15 protein-coding genes are annotated in these 17,005 nt (G+C 51.9%); 5 read left to right on the top strand and 10 right to left on the bottom strand.

Going from position 1 to position 17,005, the window contains the following annotated elements:
• Nucleotides 1-8: 8 nt before the first annotated feature.
• Together ACLQ3M_RS07295 and ACLQ3M_RS07290 are read right to left on the bottom strand one after the other, a co-directional pair.
• Entirely contained in the window at nt 9-1,601 is a 1,593-nt protein-coding gene (locus tag ACLQ3M_RS07295; RefSeq protein ID WP_411677035.1) for an MBL fold metallo-hydrolase RNA specificity domain-containing protein, read from the bottom strand.
• Nucleotides 1,592-2,386: an exodeoxyribonuclease III gene (locus tag ACLQ3M_RS07290; protein WP_411677033.1), complete on the bottom strand. Its 795-nt coding sequence runs from the start codon at nt 2,384-2,386 to the stop codon at nt 1,592-1,594. The genes ACLQ3M_RS07295 and ACLQ3M_RS07290 overlap by 10 nt, the downstream gene beginning before the upstream one ends.
• 272 nt (nt 2,387-2,658) lie before the next feature.
• Here ACLQ3M_RS07290 and ACLQ3M_RS07285 point away from each other — a divergent pair, with 272 nt between their 5' ends.
• Together ACLQ3M_RS07285 and ACLQ3M_RS07280 are read left to right on the top strand one after the other, a co-directional pair.
• Nucleotides 2,659-3,174 (top strand): peptidylprolyl isomerase, encoded by a 516-nt coding sequence (locus tag ACLQ3M_RS07285; RefSeq protein ID WP_411677032.1) that lies wholly within the window; start codon nt 2,659-2,661, stop codon nt 3,172-3,174.
• 11 nt (nt 3,175-3,185) lie between these two features.
• Nucleotides 3,186-4,925 carry an ABC transporter ATP-binding protein gene (locus tag ACLQ3M_RS07280; protein ID WP_411677031.1) on the top strand — a complete coding sequence of 580 codons (1,740 nt, stop codon included), beginning with the start codon at nt 3,186-3,188 and terminating at the stop codon, nt 4,923-4,925.
• Nucleotides 4,926-5,039: 114 nt separating this feature from the next.
• On the opposite strand, the gene ACLQ3M_RS07275 is transcribed toward ACLQ3M_RS07280, so the two are convergent.
• Nucleotides 5,040-6,149 carry a hypothetical protein gene (locus ACLQ3M_RS07275; protein WP_411677030.1) on the bottom strand — a complete coding sequence of 370 codons (1,110 nt, stop codon included), beginning with the start codon at nt 6,147-6,149 and terminating at the stop codon, nt 5,040-5,042.
• Nucleotides 6,150-6,478: 329 nt separating this feature from the next.
• Here ACLQ3M_RS07275 and ACLQ3M_RS07270 point away from each other — a divergent pair, with 329 nt between their 5' ends.
• The 3 genes from ACLQ3M_RS07270 (at nt 6,479) to ACLQ3M_RS07260 (ending at nt 7,877) form a co-directional block, all read left to right on the top strand.
• Nucleotides 6,479-6,901 carry an Hsp20/alpha crystallin family protein gene (locus tag ACLQ3M_RS07270; protein ID WP_411677029.1) on the top strand — a complete coding sequence of 141 codons (423 nt, stop codon included), beginning with the start codon at nt 6,479-6,481 and terminating at the stop codon, nt 6,899-6,901.
• A gap of 50 nt (nt 6,902-6,951) precedes the next feature.
• A complete protein-coding gene (locus ACLQ3M_RS07265) occupies nt 6,952-7,377 on the top strand; it encodes an Hsp20/alpha crystallin family protein (RefSeq protein WP_411677028.1) in 426 nt (141 codons plus the stop codon).
• A gap of 74 nt (nt 7,378-7,451) precedes the next feature.
• Nucleotides 7,452-7,877 carry an Hsp20/alpha crystallin family protein gene (locus ACLQ3M_RS07260; protein WP_411677027.1) on the top strand — a complete coding sequence of 142 codons (426 nt, stop codon included), beginning with the start codon at nt 7,452-7,454 and terminating at the stop codon, nt 7,875-7,877.
• 75 nt (nt 7,878-7,952) lie between these two features.
• Here ACLQ3M_RS07260 and ACLQ3M_RS07255 read toward each other — a convergent pair whose 3' ends face one another.
• The 7 genes from ACLQ3M_RS07255 to ACLQ3M_RS07225 all read right to left on the bottom strand — a co-directional run bounded on the left by ACLQ3M_RS07255 (nt 7,953) and on the right by ACLQ3M_RS07225 (nt 16,950).
• Nucleotides 7,953-8,981, bottom strand: a complete 1,029-nt coding sequence (locus ACLQ3M_RS07255; protein ID WP_411677026.1) for a hypothetical protein — start codon at nt 8,979-8,981, stop codon at nt 7,953-7,955.
• Between the two features lie 40 nt (nt 8,982-9,021).
• Nucleotides 9,022-10,818, bottom strand: a complete 1,797-nt coding sequence (ade, locus tag ACLQ3M_RS07250) for an adenine deaminase (RefSeq protein WP_411677025.1) — start codon at nt 10,816-10,818, stop codon at nt 9,022-9,024.
• A gap of 135 nt (nt 10,819-10,953) precedes the next feature.
• Nucleotides 10,954-11,319 carry an HsmA family protein gene (locus ACLQ3M_RS07245; RefSeq protein WP_411677024.1) on the bottom strand — a complete coding sequence of 122 codons (366 nt, stop codon included), beginning with the start codon at nt 11,317-11,319 and terminating at the stop codon, nt 10,954-10,956.
• Nucleotides 11,320-11,747: 428 nt separating this feature from the next.
• Nucleotides 11,748-13,295, bottom strand: a complete 1,548-nt coding sequence (locus ACLQ3M_RS07240) for an alpha-amylase family glycosyl hydrolase (RefSeq protein ID WP_411677023.1) — start codon at nt 13,293-13,295, stop codon at nt 11,748-11,750.
• Between the two features lie 42 nt (nt 13,296-13,337).
• Nucleotides 13,338-14,231, bottom strand: coding sequence for a carbohydrate ABC transporter permease (locus ACLQ3M_RS07235; RefSeq protein ID WP_411677022.1), 894 nt, complete (start codon nt 14,229-14,231; stop codon nt 13,338-13,340).
• A 14-nt stretch (nt 14,232-14,245) separates the two neighbouring features.
• Complete coding sequence (locus tag ACLQ3M_RS07230; protein ID WP_411677071.1) at nt 14,246-15,112, bottom strand: ABC transporter permease; 867 nt, start codon at nt 15,110-15,112, stop codon at nt 14,246-14,248.
• A 122-nt stretch (nt 15,113-15,234) separates the two neighbouring features.
• Nucleotides 15,235-16,950 (bottom strand): extracellular solute-binding protein, encoded by a 1,716-nt coding sequence (locus tag ACLQ3M_RS07225; RefSeq protein ID WP_411677021.1) that lies wholly within the window; start codon nt 16,948-16,950, stop codon nt 15,235-15,237.
• Between the last annotated feature and the right edge of the window lie 55 nt (nt 16,951-17,005).

Below are 17,005 nucleotides of genomic sequence, written 5' to 3'. Positions count from 1 at the left end.
GTTATCTTTCAGCGGCTCCACTTGTCACAGAGAGAATTGATCTGATCCGAAAATTTTGCGAGGTCCTTGTTTGCGCCCCCCTCGTTTTCCTGAATCACACGCATCAGGCGGCGTCCAGCCTCCACCAGACGCGCGAACGCGGCCTGAACCCTTCTGGCCTTTGCCTTCGCATGCATGGGCTCGACGCCCTCATTCACAATCGAATTGCTCAAAAGATCCGCGACGGCCTGGAAATTCGGGGTATAGGCCTGGTAGCCGAGGGCGTTGAGGTTTTCCGTAAACTCACGGCAGATTTCCTGCTCGCCGTGAACGACGAACACGCGTCTGGGTTTCTGCGTAAACGCGCCGATCCAGCGCAGAAGTCCGTTGTGGTCCGCGTGGCCGGAAAGGGCTTTAAAATTATGAATCTGCGCCTTGACGGCAATCTCCTCGCCGAACAGCTTCACCTGCTTTGCCCCGTCGACCAGAATCCGGCCGAGCGTGCCGTTAGCCTGATACCCGACAAATACGACGGCGCACTCGCTCCGCCACAGATTGTGCTTTAAATGATGGCGGATGCGGCCCGCTTCACACATTCCGCTTGAGGAAATAATCACTTTGGGGACCCCGTCCATGTTTAAGCTTCTGGATTCTTCCACACTTTCACAGAGATGCAGATTGGAAAAACGGAGAGGTCGGAAGCCCTCGCGGAGAACGCGGACGGTATCCTGATCCGCGTAACCGGTCAGGTCGCCACTGTAAATTTCCGTCGCTTCGGCCGCAAGGGGGCTGTCCACATAAACCGGAAAATCAGGCACGCTTTTGACCAGCCCTCTCGCTTTCATTTCCCGGATAAAATAGAGCAGCTCCTGGGTGCGGCCCACCGCAAAACTGGGGATGACTACATTGCCTCCCGCCGCCAGCGTCTGGTCAAATACCTTTGCAAGGTCCGGAATATAGTTGGCGATCGGATCATGCTCCCGGTTGCCGTACGTGGATTCCATCACCACATAATCCGCTTCCTTAATATACTGCGGGTCGCGGATAATGGGCTGATTTAGATTGCCGATATCGCCGGAGAACACAATTTTTTTCACTTCGCCGTTTTCTTCCGCCCACAGCTCCACCGAGGCGGAGCCAAGCAGATGTCCGGCGTCCACCATCCGGAACCGGACCCCCTCGCAGACCTGCACCATGTCCCCGTAAACACAGGGTTCCAGGCGCTCGATCGTGTCCTGAGCATCCTCAACCGTGTAAAGCGGTTCCTCCGGCTTTTTCCCGGCCCGCTTTCCCTTCCTGTTTTCGTTCATTGCATCCATTTCCTGAATGTGCGCGCTGTCCCGCAGCATAATGGAAAGCAAATCGCAGGTGGCGCCCGTCGCATGGATTTTGCCCCGGTATCCGTTTTTCACCAAAAGCGGAAGACGTCCGCTGTGGTCGATATGCGCGTGTGTAACGATGACAGAATCAATCTGCTGCGCTGAAAAAGGAAATTCCCTGTTGTCGCCGCCGTCCGCACCCTGCTGAAGCCCGCAGTCAATCAGAATCCGTTTTCCGCAGGCCTCCAGGCAATGGCAGCTCCCCGTCACTTCTTTGTCCGCTCCGTAAAAAATCAGCTGCATCTGTTTTCCTCTCTTTCTTCATCCAATTTGGTCCCTTCCCGGAGAATCAATTCAACCGGGCAGTGATCGCTTCCCATCACTTCCGCCAGAATTCCGCTGTCCTCAATTCTGCCCCGCAGCAGGTCGGAAACCAGAAAATAATCAATACGCCAGCCGGCGTTTTTTTCTCTGGCATGAAACATGTAAGACCACCAGGAATAAGCGACCCGGTCCGGATAAAGCCAGCGGAAGCTATCCGTAAAGCCGCACCCGAGCAGTCGGGTCATCTTCTCCCGTTCCTCCACGGTAAAACCCGCGTTGCGCCGATTGCTTTTCGGATTTTTGAGGTCGATCTCCTCATGGGCCACATTCATGTCCCCGCAGACAATCACAGGCTTTTCCCCATTCAGGCAGGTCAGATAATCACAGAACGCGTCTTCCCACTGCATGCGGTAGGAGAGCCTGGTCAGTTCCCGCTGGGAATTCGGCGTATACACCGTAACAAGATAAAAATCCGGAAATTCCAGCGTAATGCAACGGCCTTCGGTGTCATGCTCCGGGACACCGATCCCGTAATGCACGGAAAGCGGTTCCAGCCGAGAAAAAACCGCCGTCCCGGAATATCCCTTTTTCTGTGCTGAATTCCAGTATTGGCGGTACCCCGCCAGAATCAGCTCCGCCTGTTCGGGCTGCATTTTTGTTTCCTGAATACAGAAAACATCCGCGTCGGCGCGGTTGAAAAAATCAAGAAACCCCTTATTCAGACAAGCGCGCAGGCCGTTGACATTCCAAGAAATCAATTTCACCGGTTTTCCTCCCTGTTTTTACAATAGTATACCATATTCAGCCATAATCTGCCATGAAAAACGGCAAGCTTCGCACCTGCAAAAAATGATGTGGGCAATATATCAATGAAAAAGAGAGAGAATATTCATAATACTCTATAAAAAAGAGTCGTGTTCAGCTTTCCGCCCTGTACAATCTGCAAGTTTTGCAAGATTTTCTTGTGCAAAATCGGTTTCCCGGCTATAATGGGAGTATTGTGCAAATCGAATAACATTAAACGGAGGATTCCTGCATGAAATATCCGATGGTTACCATGAAAACCTCAAAGGGCGTGATCAAAATAGAACTTTACCCCGACGTTGCGCCGAATACCGTAAATAATTTTATCTCGTTGATTGAAAAAGGGTTTTACAACGGCACATTGTTTCACCGCATCATTCCTAAATTTATGATTCAGGGCGGCGACCCGCTCGGCAACGGAACCGGCGGTCCCGGTTACAGCATTCGGGGCGAATTTACTTCAAACCGCTTCCAGAATGACCTGAAGCATACCCGGGGTGTGATTTCCATGGCGCGTACTGTGGACCCGAACAGCGCCGGTTCCCAGTTTTTCATCATGGTTGAGGATTCCCCATATCTGGACGGTGAATACGCGTCCTTCGGCCGCGTGATTTCCGGTATGGAGGAAGTCGACCGCATTGTGAACGTGCCTCGGGATTATGACGACAAGCCCCTCGAAGACGAGGCCATCGAATCCGTTGCGGTGGAAACCTTCGGAGAAACCTACGAACAGCCGAAAACCGTTTAGAGGAAGAAAATATGCCCGTATTTAAAAAATTCATCCGATACTACCGACCATACAAAGCGCTTTTTTATTTTGACATTTTATGCGCGCTGCTTCTTTCCGCAATCGACATCTCCCTGCCCCAGCTTCTTCGCTATCTGACCAACGGAGTGTTCGAAGTAAACCCGAAAGGTATCTTAAAAATCCTTTTGCCGCTCGCCGGGATTCTTCTGGTCATGTGCCTCGCCCGCTTCGGCTGCCAGTACTTTATTACCTCCTGGGGCCATATCATGGGTGCCAGAATGGAAAGCAACATGCGGCAGGATCTGTTCGAGCACTATCAGCGGCTTTCATTCACCTACTACGACCGCAACAACACGGGCGACCTGATGAGCCGGCTTGTCTCCGATCTGTTCGACATTTCCGAGCTTGCGCACCACGGACCGGAGAACATCTTCATTTCCGTAGTTAAGCTGCTCGGCTCTTTCCTCCTGCTGCTGTTCATCAACGTGCCCATGACTCTGATTCTTGCCGCCGTTGCGCTTGTCATGGTTTTGTTCAGCATCAGCCAGAACAAGAAAATGCGCGCGATCTTTATGGACAACAGAAGAAAAATCAGCGGAGTCAACTCCAGCGTGCAGGACAGCCTGGCCGGAATCCGCGTGGTCAAATCCTTTGGAAACGAAGCGCTGGAGCAGGACAAATTCGAGCGCAGCAATCTGCAGTTTCTGGATTCAAAGGTCGGCAGCTATAAAATCATGGGCACGTTTCGCGCCGGAAACTCCTTTTTTGAGGGGCTTCTTTATCTGACCGTTCTGCTCAGCGGCGGTTTTTTCATCGCGAACGGAAGCCTTCGGGTATCGGACCTTGCGATTTACGCCTTGTATATTACGATCTTTATCAACCCCATCGACGTCCTGGTTGAATTTACGGAACAGTTTCAAAAAGGATATTCCGGGTTCAAACGCTTTCTGGAAGTGATTGAAACCGAACCGGATATTGTGGACAGCCCTGACGCGGTGGATTTGGAAGATGTAAAGGGAAACATTGAATACAAGGATGTTTCCTTCAGCTACAATGACACCGAGCAGGTTCTGAACCACATTGATTTGAAAATCAGCGCGGGACAGACCATCGCGCTGGTCGGCCCGTCCGGCGGCGGGAAAACAACCCTGTGTTCCCTTGTGCCGCGTTTTTACGACGTAACCGGCGGCAGCGTTTCCATTGACGGAATCGACGTAAGAAAAGTCCGTCTGAGTTCCTTGCGCAGCTCCATCGGCATCGTGCAGCAGGACGTTTACCTGTTTTCCGGCAGCATCCGTGAAAACATCGCCTACGGCAGACCCGACGCAACCGACGAGGAGATCATGGAAGCCGCGCGAAAAGCCAACATCCACGATTTTATTATGGATCTGGAAGACGGATACGATACATACGTCGGCGAGCGGGGCGCCCGTTTAAGCGGAGGACAGAAGCAGCGGATTTCCATTGCGCGCGTTTTCTTAAAGAATCCCAAAATCCTGATTTTGGACGAGGCGACCAGCGCGCTTGACAATGAAAGCGAACGCCGGATTCAGGCTTCGCTCGACCTGCTCAGCCGGGGCCGTACGACTATCGTCATCGCCCATCGCCTTTCAACCATCCGGAACGCGGATGAAATCATCGTGATCGGCGACGACGGAATTATCGAACGCGGCCCGCATGATGCTCTTTTGAATGCAAACGGGGTTTACGCCCGGTACTATAACCTTCAATTTGAAGGGTTGAATGAGTAATGGAAAAGCCGTTCGGTTTGCCCCCCATGCGGGAGCGGACCGGACGGCTTTTCTGTGCTGCCGGGAGCCTTGGGCCGGAGGCAGGCATATCAAAGGGAGATTGTCAATTCTTACTTAAAGGGCTTTCACTTGGGGCGACCGCGGCTCAATAATAAACTCCTGTCCCTGGGCCTGATCGAATTCCGCGACGGACAGGCCGCTTTTCATCAGGTACCAGCGTCCGTCGGGAAAACGGGCGGCGATCAGAAACACAAACCTGTTATCTTCCTCGACCAGCGTACTGCGGTACAACCAGGCCTGCGACAGAATCACCGGGTCGTCGCTCGGGTAGAACGGCACCCCCTTTGAAAAATGAATCCCGTCCGCAGAACGGGAAAGGAACAGCGCGAAAGAATACTTTGTCAGGTTTACCCCCGTCTGAAGCAGATAGTACTCCCCGTGATACTGAATAATGTCCTGATGCCACGGTGCGTAATTTTTACCCAGCGAAAGACTGCATACCTTCGGGCTGCTCCAAGCGCTGCCGTCTTTGCTCACCGCATGCAGCAGACGATGCTTGTAATCCGTGTACCAGAACTCGTATTCTCCGTCAGAATAATTGACATCAAGGCTCAGAATGCCGCCTTTCGAACTTTGCATCAGCTCCGGCTGGGTCCAGTGAATTCCGTCAAAGCTGGTTTTGCGGTAATAATAATCGATGGAATAGTCCGGCCGGTTTGTCTCGCGGTTTCCTTTATTATAGCGATACCACAGCTCCATGACATTGTTGCGCATCACAATATGGGAGTCCGAATAGTGCCCGCCGTATCCGACATCCGACGGGATTCCGGAAACGGGATTTTCGCGGGCATCCGGCTCCTGCCAATGCACCATGTCGTCAGAAACAACCAAGGAGGGGTTCTCGTAATCATCGTTTCCGTCTGGGTAAGGCGTGAACGACAGCCAGTATTTCCAGCCGTTCCACTTGTTTGGAAAATAAAGAAGCTTTGGGTGCGTCAGCTGCCCCGATCCGTCATAGGTGGGAAGGGATACCAGATTGTATCCCGCCTGCAACTCCGGGACGGCCGGGCGGCTGATTTTGGCTCCCCTGCGTTTTGACATCTGCTGCGCCACGGCTGTGTTTGCAGTTTTCGCGCAGGCCTGAGCCAAAGCGCACCCCGAGCTCAATAGCAGAAAGACCAGCGTAACCAGCAAAAACATTGATTTTGTCAGTTTCTTCATCATATTCATCTCCACAGAATGACAACGTTCTCCATTATACGAGTCATAGATGATAAATTTCATAGAAATTAGAAACATATTATGAAAATTGGTAAAATAAAGGGAAGCTGGCAAAAACTCAAAAAACCCAGTCAGCTAAAGCGCTCCTTAAACAGGATTGGGAACTCTATGCCGGAAAAGTTTTAGCACTCTTTTCATTAGAGTGCTAAAATTCACAAATATTCAAAAATTATTTCAAAATTTATTCATAATCAGCAGATATACTGAAACTGTCAAAAGGGGAACGGAACAGTTCCCGATACCAATCATCAAATGGAAACGGAGGCTTTTATATGTTTGATTTGATTCCTTTTGACCGCGGCACGGACGGTCTGTTCGATGAATTCAGCCGTTTCATGAACGGCGGTTTCTGGAACGGGACGGATTCCTTCCAGACATTTCGGACCGATATTCTCGACAAGGGCGATAAATATATTATGAGAGCGGACCTGCCCGGCTTTCAGAAACAGGAGATCAACATTAACGTGGAGGGCGATTGTTTGACCCTTAACGCGGAACATAAAGAAGAAGTCAATGAAAATAAAAAGAACTATATTCGAAAAGAAAGAAGGTACGGCGCTTTCAGCCGCAGCTTTGATCTCAGCGGAATCGACTCCGCAGGAATCTGCGCCCGCTACAGCGACGGGGTTCTGGAACTGGAGCTTCCGAAATCGGCCCAGGCAAAATCATCGCAGAAAAGAATTGAAGTAAAATAACGTGCTTATACTAAGCACAGGAATGAAAATGTTGACAGGAGGTTTTTCTAATGTTTGATTTGGTTCCCTTTGATTCAAGGTCGGGCGGCGTGTTCGACTATTTTGACCGGATGCTGAACAGCAGTTTTTTCAGTGGGTATAACGCGGAGTGCGCGCCCTGCCGCGCCGATATTCTTGACCAAGGTGACAAATTCGTTTTAAAGGCCGACATGCCCGGCTTTTGCAAGGAGGATATTAAGGTCGACGTAAGCGGAGACATGTTGACCCTTTCGGCCGAGCGGAAAGAGGAAACGGACGATGGAAAAAAGAATTTCATTCGAAGAGAAAGAAAATACGGCACCTTAAGCCGCAGCTTTGACATTCAGGGGATCGATGCCGAAAAAATCAGCGCAGCTTATCAGGACGGCGTGCTGACGCTCGATCTGCCCAAAATTGTCGAAGCCAAACCCTCTTCCCGTAAAATTGAGATACAATAATACTGTTTGTAATGAAAGCGCTTCCCCTCGAGGAGCTTTTCATAGAAAACGATTAATTAAAGGAGGTTTTCAGTATGTTTGATCTGGTTCCATTTGAAAGCAGCACCGGCAGTATTTTCGATACCTTTGACCGGATGCTCAACAGCAGTTTTTTCGGCGGAGTAGGGATGGACACCGTGCCCTTCCGAACCGACATTGTGGATGAAGGCGACAAGTTTGTGCTGAAGGCCGACTTGCCGGGATTCAGCAAGGAGGACATCAACATTTCCGTGGATGGCGGCAGACTTCAGTTAAGCGCCGAACATAAGGAAGAATCCGGCGGCGACCAGAAGAACTATGTTCGCCGCGAAAGAAGGTACAGCGCCTTCAGCCGCAGCTTCGACCTTCAGGGCATCGACGCTGAAAAAATCAGCGCCAGCTATCAGGACGGCGTTTTGAGCCTTGATTTGCCGAAACTGGTCGAGGCAAAGCCGGAACCCCGTAAAATCGAAGTAAAATAATACGTTTTGTAAAAGAGCAGGAGATGCACATTGCATCCCCTGCTCTTTCTCTTTCTATCTCTGTGGATCCGCAATTTAGAGGGACAAAACGATTTCCGTTTCCGGATTTTTGGGCACGGTCAAAAACGGGATCCGGATTTTTACCTGTTCCGGAATTGATTCCGCCGGTGACAAGAAGACTTGCCTGACAGGAAGACCTCGCGTTCCGGAAAGCGGATCGCCGAAAAAGACGGCGGTAGGACCCTCCGCCCCGCCGATCACCCCGATTGCGCCGCCGGCGGATGAGCTCGTTTGAGACCCTTCCTGACGCACTTCCAGTTTGTCGGTTTCCGGCAGCGGCGGATCGATCATATATCGCAGCAGCGGACAGTAGCGCCGCCCGGAACCCGGCGAACTGCGAAAAACAAGATCGAGATCCGTCCCTTCCAGACTTTCTACGATCAGGCGGTGCGCATTCCCCGTCACAGGATGAATGAATTCAATTTCACGCCCCGCTGCCTCTTTCCCGACCGGAAGGGAAAAACGAACGCCGACCGGCAGAGATTTCCGCGTTTCATACAGGCGGATCTTCAGAGTTTTCAACTTATAAAAAGGAGGAAACGGCACGTGGCACCGCGTCCACGCAAAACAGGCGTCCTCTAAAAACCCGTTTTCTTCAATCAGCGGCAGCAATTCTCCCCCGTCGTGCGGATCCCACGGAAAATAAGGTCTTCCCTGCCCGCGCCATCCGCTGTTGACTTTCCGCCCATTCACATAAAATTCCTTGATCGGAAGTATTTCCGGCAGCGGAGAGGTTGCGCGCGCGAATTCAATTTCTTCCAAAGACATCCCTGCTTCTTTGTCCCGGTACCGGTCGTAAAAAGCGCGGGCCGCCGCGCGGTCCAGCACGGCAACCGCATCAAAAACGATTCCCTCCCGAAAACGGTAAATGTGCGGAATCCGGTATTGAAGTCCGTCATAAGAAAAACTCCAGTCAACCGAAATTGCTCGGCCCGGTTTTTCTCCGTGCGGAGCAGGTTGTCCCGGGCAAAAATTCCAAAAGACTTCCATTCCCATGATCCTTTCCTGCGTAAAACAAGCGATTCCTGCGGTTCTCACATCCATCGAACGTCTTCAGTGCGCACTCCGTAGGCAAAAAGCCGCGCTATTCCGAAAGGAACAGCGGAACAAACTGAAACGTCGTGCAGTCGACCAGGCCGCGGTCCGTCAGGCGCAGCTCCGGCAGGCAGGCCAGCGAAATCAGCGCCATCGTCATAAACGGGGAGACCATTTTACAGCCGATTTTCCGCCAGGCTTCCCCGAGGGAACCGACAATTTCGCTCATTTCTTCGACCGGCCTGTCGTTCATCAGGCCCGCGATCGGCAGCGGAACCGTGCCGAGGACTTTTCCGTTCTGCACGGCGGTCATGCCTCCGCCGCAGGCAATCAGCGTATTCGCGGCAAGCGCCATGTCCTCGTCGTTTGTACCGATCACCAGCAAATTATGCGCGTCGTGAGCGACGGTGGAGGCCATCGCGCCGCACTGAATCCCAAATCCCTTTACAAACCCGAATCCGGCCTTACCGGTTTCTTGGTGGCGCTCAAAAACCGCGGTTTTCAGAACATCCTGCGACGGATCCGACTCCACCAGACCGTTTTTCACCGCCAGCTTCACATGGCGTTCGTAGGACCCCACCCGCGCGGGAATCACTTCAATTACACGCGCCGTAACTTCATTCCCTTTTGCAGAAATTCGGAACGATTCCGGCGTAATCGCGTCGCGGATATGCATGGACCGCGTCGCCCATTCCGGATAAGAATACGGTTTCAGCTGCTCCGTTAAACTCCCGTTCTCCGCAACGACTTTGCCGTCAATCAGCACTTTTGTAACATGTACCTTTTCCAGATCGTCAAGAAAAACAAGATCCGCGCATTTTCCGGGAGCGATGGAGCCGAGGTCCTGATCCATCTGAAAGCACTGCGCGCAGTTGATGGTTACCATCTGAATTGCCGTGACAGCGTCGATCCCCTCTTCCACCGCACGGCGGACAATATGATCCAGATGGCCGTTGTTCATCAAGGTATAGGGGTGGGTGTCGTCGGAAATCAGAACGGCGAACCGGGTGTCGATCTTATGCTGCGTGATGCTCTTCGCCACTTCGTGGAGGTCGTGCCACGCGGAGCCCTCCCGAAACATCGCGTACATGCCAAGACGCATTTTCTCAAGCGCGTCCTCCATACGGGTCGATTCATGGCAGCACCGGACTCCGGAAGCAATATAAGCGTTCAGCCCTTTTCCTGTTTCCGGCATGGAATAATGGCCCGTAATGATTTTACCGGCTTTCAGGGTCTCGGCAATTTCCCCGTGCGTGTGGTCCGACGAAGAAAGAACGCCGGGAAAATTCATCAGCTCGCCGAGGCCGACCGTCTCGTCCCATTTCATCGTTTCCGCAATATCCGCCGGACCGACTGAAGCGCCGGTATCCTCAAAGCCGGGTACGGCCGGCACGCAGGAAGGCGTTGTCAGCATCGCTTTCAGGGGAGTGCGCTTTGCGTCCTCCAGCATACATTTGACGCCGTCCAGTCCAAGGACGTTGCAAATTTCATGCGGATCCATATAAATCCCGGTGGTTCCGTGCGGCAACACCGCGCGCGCGTATTCCCCTACCCCCATCATGGAAGACTCCACATGAATATGCCCGTCCAGAAAACCCGGCGCAATGTATTGGCCCTGAGCGTCTATGACAACGGTGTTTTCTCCGACGCAATGTTTCGCGTCCCCCACCAGCGCGATTCTTCCGCACGAAACCGCAACGTCCGTATGAGGCAGTATCTCCCCCGTGCAGACGTTGATTAGCCTAGCATTAAAAATCACCGTTTGGGCGGGTTCGTTTCCCTGAGCAACCGCGGCGAGGGTTTTACTGCTTTCCCACAGCGGCGAACTGCAAAAATGATTGATCATGTTTTCCCTCCTGTTGGATTCATGCCTTGAACTGTTATAAAGATTGCCATAAGTGTAACATATCTTTTTACAAAACAAAAGCCCTGTGAATCATGATTCGGGGCTCCTGCCCCGGGGGGACTGCAGAGACAGCTGTCAGCGCGTCATTCCGGCGATCATGCCGGAAAAGTAAGGAATCAGCCACAGAGCCCAAACCAGAATACTGAATTTATGAAAATTGCGTTTTTGCAGATCGCTCCCTTTGGTTAGAGTAAAGGTCGCCCAGATTGCGTGAGCCGCCATGAGCAGGATTGCAGCCGCCCCCGTTACACTGTGAAAACTGACGGTTAACGGAACACTGGAAAGTCTGCTCATCAAGGTTGTTCCTGTGGTATCAAAAACGAATCCGATCCAGAAAAGGACAAGATGCCAGCTTTTTATGGATCCCTGCCATTTTTCACTCCACACACCAATCGTATAGAAGACAAGTGCCAGCGAAATGGTCGTAACTGCCCAAAGCATAAAATCATCCCACTCCAAATTTCAAATTTTAAGAAGCTGTTTTATTACGATATTATAATACGGTCAAACAAAAAAATCCATTTCTCATCCGGCCGGATACAAAACAATAATGCTTGCCGATCAGGCAAGCATTATTGCAAATAAACCATTTATCGAATGGGTCCGCAGCACCAGCACCAGCAGCGCCAACGACTGCACCAAACCCAGCCACAACGCCAACGCATTTGTATTCCCTCCTTTCATAGGAGAGTAATACATATTATGTCTTCCAGCTTTCTTCCGTCAATATGATACTTTATGATTATAAAAAAACATTTTTGACAATTCTTGCAAAGAGGAACCCGTTCTCCCCCATCGCCGCAAAAGAAGTTTTGGGAAATTCAGAACCCCCGGCAAGCCGCAAGCCAGACCTTCAATTTTGGAAACAGCTACAATTCGGCGCATTCAAAAACGGCAAAAGACTGTTTTCCCATGGCAAGCCGGCTGCTCTTCAAAGAACTGCTGCCGATCAGAAATCTGGGCGTTCCCTCCGCGGCCACAGGGATTTCCGTTTCCTTGCAGGATGGGTTTACCGCTATGACAAATTTTCCGCGCCGGAATACAAAGGGATATTCGTTCTCCTTCGCGTAAACGACCTCGAAGTTTGGCACCGCCTGCAAATCCGGATTTTCATGCCGCAGGGCCAACACCCTGCGGACCGTACGCAAGAGGGAACCGCCGTCCTTTTCCTGCTCTTCCACAGTCGGTGCACAATCCCTTTCGTCCACCGGCAGATACAGCTTTTCCGGATCGGCGGCGGAAAAGCCACGGTTCTTTCCCCTGTTCCACTGCATGGGAGTGCGCGATCCCGTGCGCTGATAGCCGCCTTCGACGCTTGGAAGTTTAAAATACTGCATGCCGATTTCATCGCCGTAATAGAGGAACGGAACGCCCGGCATGGTCAAAAGAAACGAATACGCGATTTTACATTCCAGCTCATCAAATCCCAGCGTCATGCGGGGCGTATCATGGTTGCAGGTGATCAGGCTGATATAACCGCTGTTTTTAGACGCGTCGTACTGGGGCAGGTAATCCCTCAGAAACTTCATGATATTTCCTTTACCCTGCTTGCTGAAAAAGCTGTGCTGGCCCCCGTCGGGTCCCGTCTCCCGGAACAGGGAATGGTATCCCTTGCCCGGATGGTCCAGCAGGAAGTCCATGTGAAAGCCCGCCTGCACAATCGCCTGTTTGGGATTGGACCACTCGGATACCATCGCGGCCTCAGGATATTCCCGGTCCAGCATTTCGCGCACGCCCCTCCAGATTTCCGCGGTTGCAGTGCGATCGCCGTCGTTTTTGACAAGGGAATCGGCCATATCCACCCGGAAACCGTCGCAGCCCGCGTCGAGCCAGAACCGCATGACGTCCTTCATCGCCTCGCGCGTCGCGACGCAATCCGGATGCGTATAATGCTGCTGCCAAGGCGCGGTGATTTTGTTAAAGCCGTAATTCAAAGCCGGCTGGGAAGAAAAAAAGTTGAGCAGATAGCATCCGTCGCGTTCGGTAACGCCGCACATGCATCCGAAGTCAGCCGGCCGGTTCCACACGGAATCCGTCCAGATATAGCGGCCGCTGTATGGATTCTTTTGGGCTTTTTGGCTTTCCCGGAACCACGCGTGCCGGTCGGAGGTGTGCCCCGGCACAAGGTCGAGCAGAATATGCATTCCCCTTTTATGAGCTTCGAAAAAACACCGCTTCAGGTCTTCGTTCGTACCGTAGCGCGGGGCAACCTTTTTGTAATCGCGAACGTCGTACCCTGCGTCCATAAACGGAGAATCAAAGCAGGGATTCAGCCAGACGGCGTTGCAGCCGAGGGATTTGACGTAATCCAGCTTTTCGGTAATACCGTTGATGTCCCCGATCCCGTCGCCGTTTAAATCGTAAAAGCTTTGCGGATAAATTTCGTAAAATACCGCGTCATTAAGCCATTTCGGCATAAAAATCTCTCCCCGATTAAAAATTTAGACCTTGATACCAGTCTACTCCTTTACTGCTCCAACCACAATGCCGGTGACAAAATATTTTTGCAAAAACGGATAAATTGCGATCAGCGGAATGGTGGAAACCACAATCTTGGCCGCGTTTAAGTTCTTGTTCGAAAGCTGAGTGACATTTTCCAGCGTGCTTGCGCTGACGCCGGACTTTAAAAGGTCGGCGATATTAATGCTCAAAGACTGTATATAGGTCATCAGCGGGTAGTTCTGCACTTTGGTAATATAAATCAGGCCGCTGAAAAAATCGTTCCAGCTGCCCACGATGCTGAACAGGGCAACCGTTGCCAAAACAGGCACCGAGCAGGGAATATACACCTTCAGCAGGACCTGCAGCGGGCTGGCGCCGTCTATCACCGCGGCTTCTTCCAGCGATTTTGGGACGCCGGCAAAAAAATTCATGACCAGTATGACATTGAAAATCGGCACCGCGCCCGGCAAAACCAGCGACCAGATGGTGTTCAGCAGACCCAGCTGCTTTACCACCAGGTAGGTGGGGATCATGCCGCCGTTAAACAGCATGGCAAAAATCATGGTTTTCATATAAAATCCGCGCGCATGGAACTCGTGCTTCGGCTTGGAAAGCGGATACGCCATCAGCACGACTAAAACCATATTCAGCACAAGCTGCAAGAAAACACGTTCCACCGAAATGAGGGACGAACGCCAGAATTGTGAGTCCTCCAACATTTTCTGATATGGCGCAAGCGTAAAATCGACCGGGACCAGTCCCACCTGGTTGCCCGTAACAGCCGCGCTTCCGCTGAAGGAGATCGCTAAGATATTCAGCAGGGGCAGCAGGCAGCTGAAGCCCATCAACACGACAAGTATGTAGATAACCGCTTTCCCCATCTGCGCCCATGCATTTTGATGCTGCTGCATAAACATTTCCCCTTTTAAAAGATGCGGGCGTCCGTAAATTTCTTGGAAATCTCGTTCACGGCGATCAGTAAAAACATTCCCACAACAGACTTGAACAGCCCGACCGCCGTGGAAAAGCTGTACTGGTGGCTTAACAGACCCATCCGGTAAACATAGGTGTCGATAATATCGCCCGTATCATAGACCATCGGGCTGTATAAATTGTACACCTGGTCGAACCCCGCGTTCAGCACATTGGAAATGTTCATAACCGACATCAGCAAGATAATGCTCAGCATCCCGGGCAAAGTAACATGCCAGACACGCTGCCACCAGTTCGCCCCGTCGATGGCGGCCGCTTCATATAAGCCCGGATCGATTGAAGTGATTGCGGCCAGATATACAATGGACGCATAGCCAAATTCCTTCCAGACGTCGGTCATGATCAAAGTCGGCTGGAACAGCGTGTTGCTGCCCAAAAAGTTCGCCTGGGCAAAGCCCTGCTTCTGCAAAATCTGATTGACCGAGCCGTCAAGGCTGAACAGGTTGACGACGACCGCCGCCAAAATAACCCACGAAAGGAAATGCGGCAGATAAACAATGGTCTGAACCGTCCGCTTCAGCCAACGCTGACGGATTTCATTGAGCAGAATGGCAAACACGATGGCCAGCAGGGTGGTAAGGACCATCTTGCCGATAGCGATCGTCAGCGTATTGCGAATGATTTCCCAGATATCCGGAAGGGAAAACATATACCGGAAATGCTTGAGGCCGACAAACGGAGACCTGAAAATCCCCTTGCCCGCGGAAAAATTCTGGAATGCCATCACGACGCCGACCATAGGAATGTAACTGAAAACTGCCAGAAATATCATGCCCGGCAGCATCATCGCGTGAAACATTGTTTCCTGAGAGCGCAGCCGGTTGGAGGCAGTGATTCGCGCTCCGGCTTTATGGGTTGCTTCCATGGGAATCCTCCTTGATAAAGCGGGGCTGTGTTCGGCGACACAGCCCCATTTCTTTTCTAATTGCCGGCATTTTGAGACTCGATTTCGCTTGTAATCTGGTCGCCGCCCTGCGACTTCCAGTTCTTTACGAACGTATTGAAATAGCTCGGCGGGACCGCGCCGGTTATAATTTTTATGGTCGCTTCGTTCTCCTGTTTATCCAGATTTGTCCACATGGATTCCATCGAATCGGTCGTACCCGTAAATCCGGGCATTCTCCAGTCAAACAAATTCTTTTCGGTAAGCTTATAATAGAGACCTAAGCCGAACAAGCGGGAAGTGTCGTGTGACCAGTCTTCCACCGACGCGGACTTGGGATCCTTGTTGTATTCGTTGATCTCGCCGACAATCATCTTGTCCTCCGACATATCGATGTCCTTAAGCTTGGAAGGATCCTTTACGGCTGCCGAAATCTGCTTGTAGCTGTTCAGATTCAGTTCGGAGTCCAGAATTTCCATATTCACCGGTTTGGTGGCGTTATCCATCTTCATCGCCTCGTTGATATTGGGCATGACGGTCGAGGCGTCTTTTCCGTTTAACGCGTCGTAAAACAGATTCAGGACTCTGATGACGGCTTCCGGATGCTGATATCCTTTGCGTACGACCAGGTATTTTTCGCTCGGCGCCACGTGCATGTAATTTACTTTTCCGTTTTTGTCCGCAATGGCATAGCACCGGAACTCCGCGTTCGGATCTTTTTCCTTTACCAGGTTGAAGCACCAGTCCGGCATGTGCCACTGGCCGAACGCAATTCCGGTCTGGCCGTTTACCAAAAGGCTCTGGCAGTCGTTCCAGGTGCGCGTGCCGGTCTGCGGATCCAGGATTCCCTCCTTGAACCAGCCCGCCATGGCGGTAAGGAATTCTTTCGTCTCATTCTGAACGGAACCGTATTCCACTTTTCCGTTCGCGTCTTTCACCCAATGCTTTGGAAAAGCGCCGTACGCATTCGCGATGCCGGTCAGCGTAAAGGAACCGCCGTCGTTGCTGCCGTCGGTCGGAGTCGGCTGCACGGGGATGCCGACGGGCTTCCCGGTTTTGCCGGGATCCTCTGCAAGAAACTGTTTGGCTACATTTTTCAGTTCATCCGGAGTAATGCACCCGTCGCCGTCCGGGTCAACCTTGATGCCAAGCTGATCAAGCCAGTCCTGGCGAATCCACGCGACGTTGGAGCCCGCGTCTCCGCCCACATCCGGCATCGCCATGATCTTTCCGTCAAACGTGCATTTTCCGAAAGCGCCCCCCTGATAAACATCCTTGTAGGAATTGTAGTATTCTTTAATCTTGTCGCTGGCGTATTGGTTATAGACGTCGGTAAGATCCATAATCTGATCGTTGTCTACCATTTCCTGAAGGTCGCTGTGATTGTCGACCAGCATCATATCCGGCAGACTGTTTCCGGCCATGGCAAGCGAGACCTGACGGTCGTAGTCCGCGCCGTTCGCTTCAAACGCGTCTTTTATCGTTATGTTCAGCTTTTGCTTCAGAAAACGTGTGTACGCATTGTTTTCGTAGGTATCCCCCTTGGGAAAGCGCGGGTTTGTCGCCGTCTGGCGCCCTGTGTTGATCACGACCGGCTGGGAGTACTTCGCCAGCGGATCCGTCGATTTGGAAACCGCCGCCGGCGCGGTACTCTGGTTCTGCGTATTGGTCTTTGCGCACGCGGAAGCGCCGACCAGTAAAGCCGCTGACAATACAAGCGCAACGGCGCGTTTTGCATGCTGGATTCTTTTCATGAACCAAAACCTCCTCTAAAAATTTCGTAAGTTCCCCACGTCTTTCCTGCGGCGG

This window comes from Caproicibacter sp., assembly GCF_046707225.1.
Classification (GTDB): domain Bacteria; phylum Bacillota; class Clostridia; order Oscillospirales; family Acutalibacteraceae; genus Caproicibacter.
Note: the sequence above shows the minus strand (reverse complement) of the source record. Positions and strands in the feature narration are given on the sequence as shown.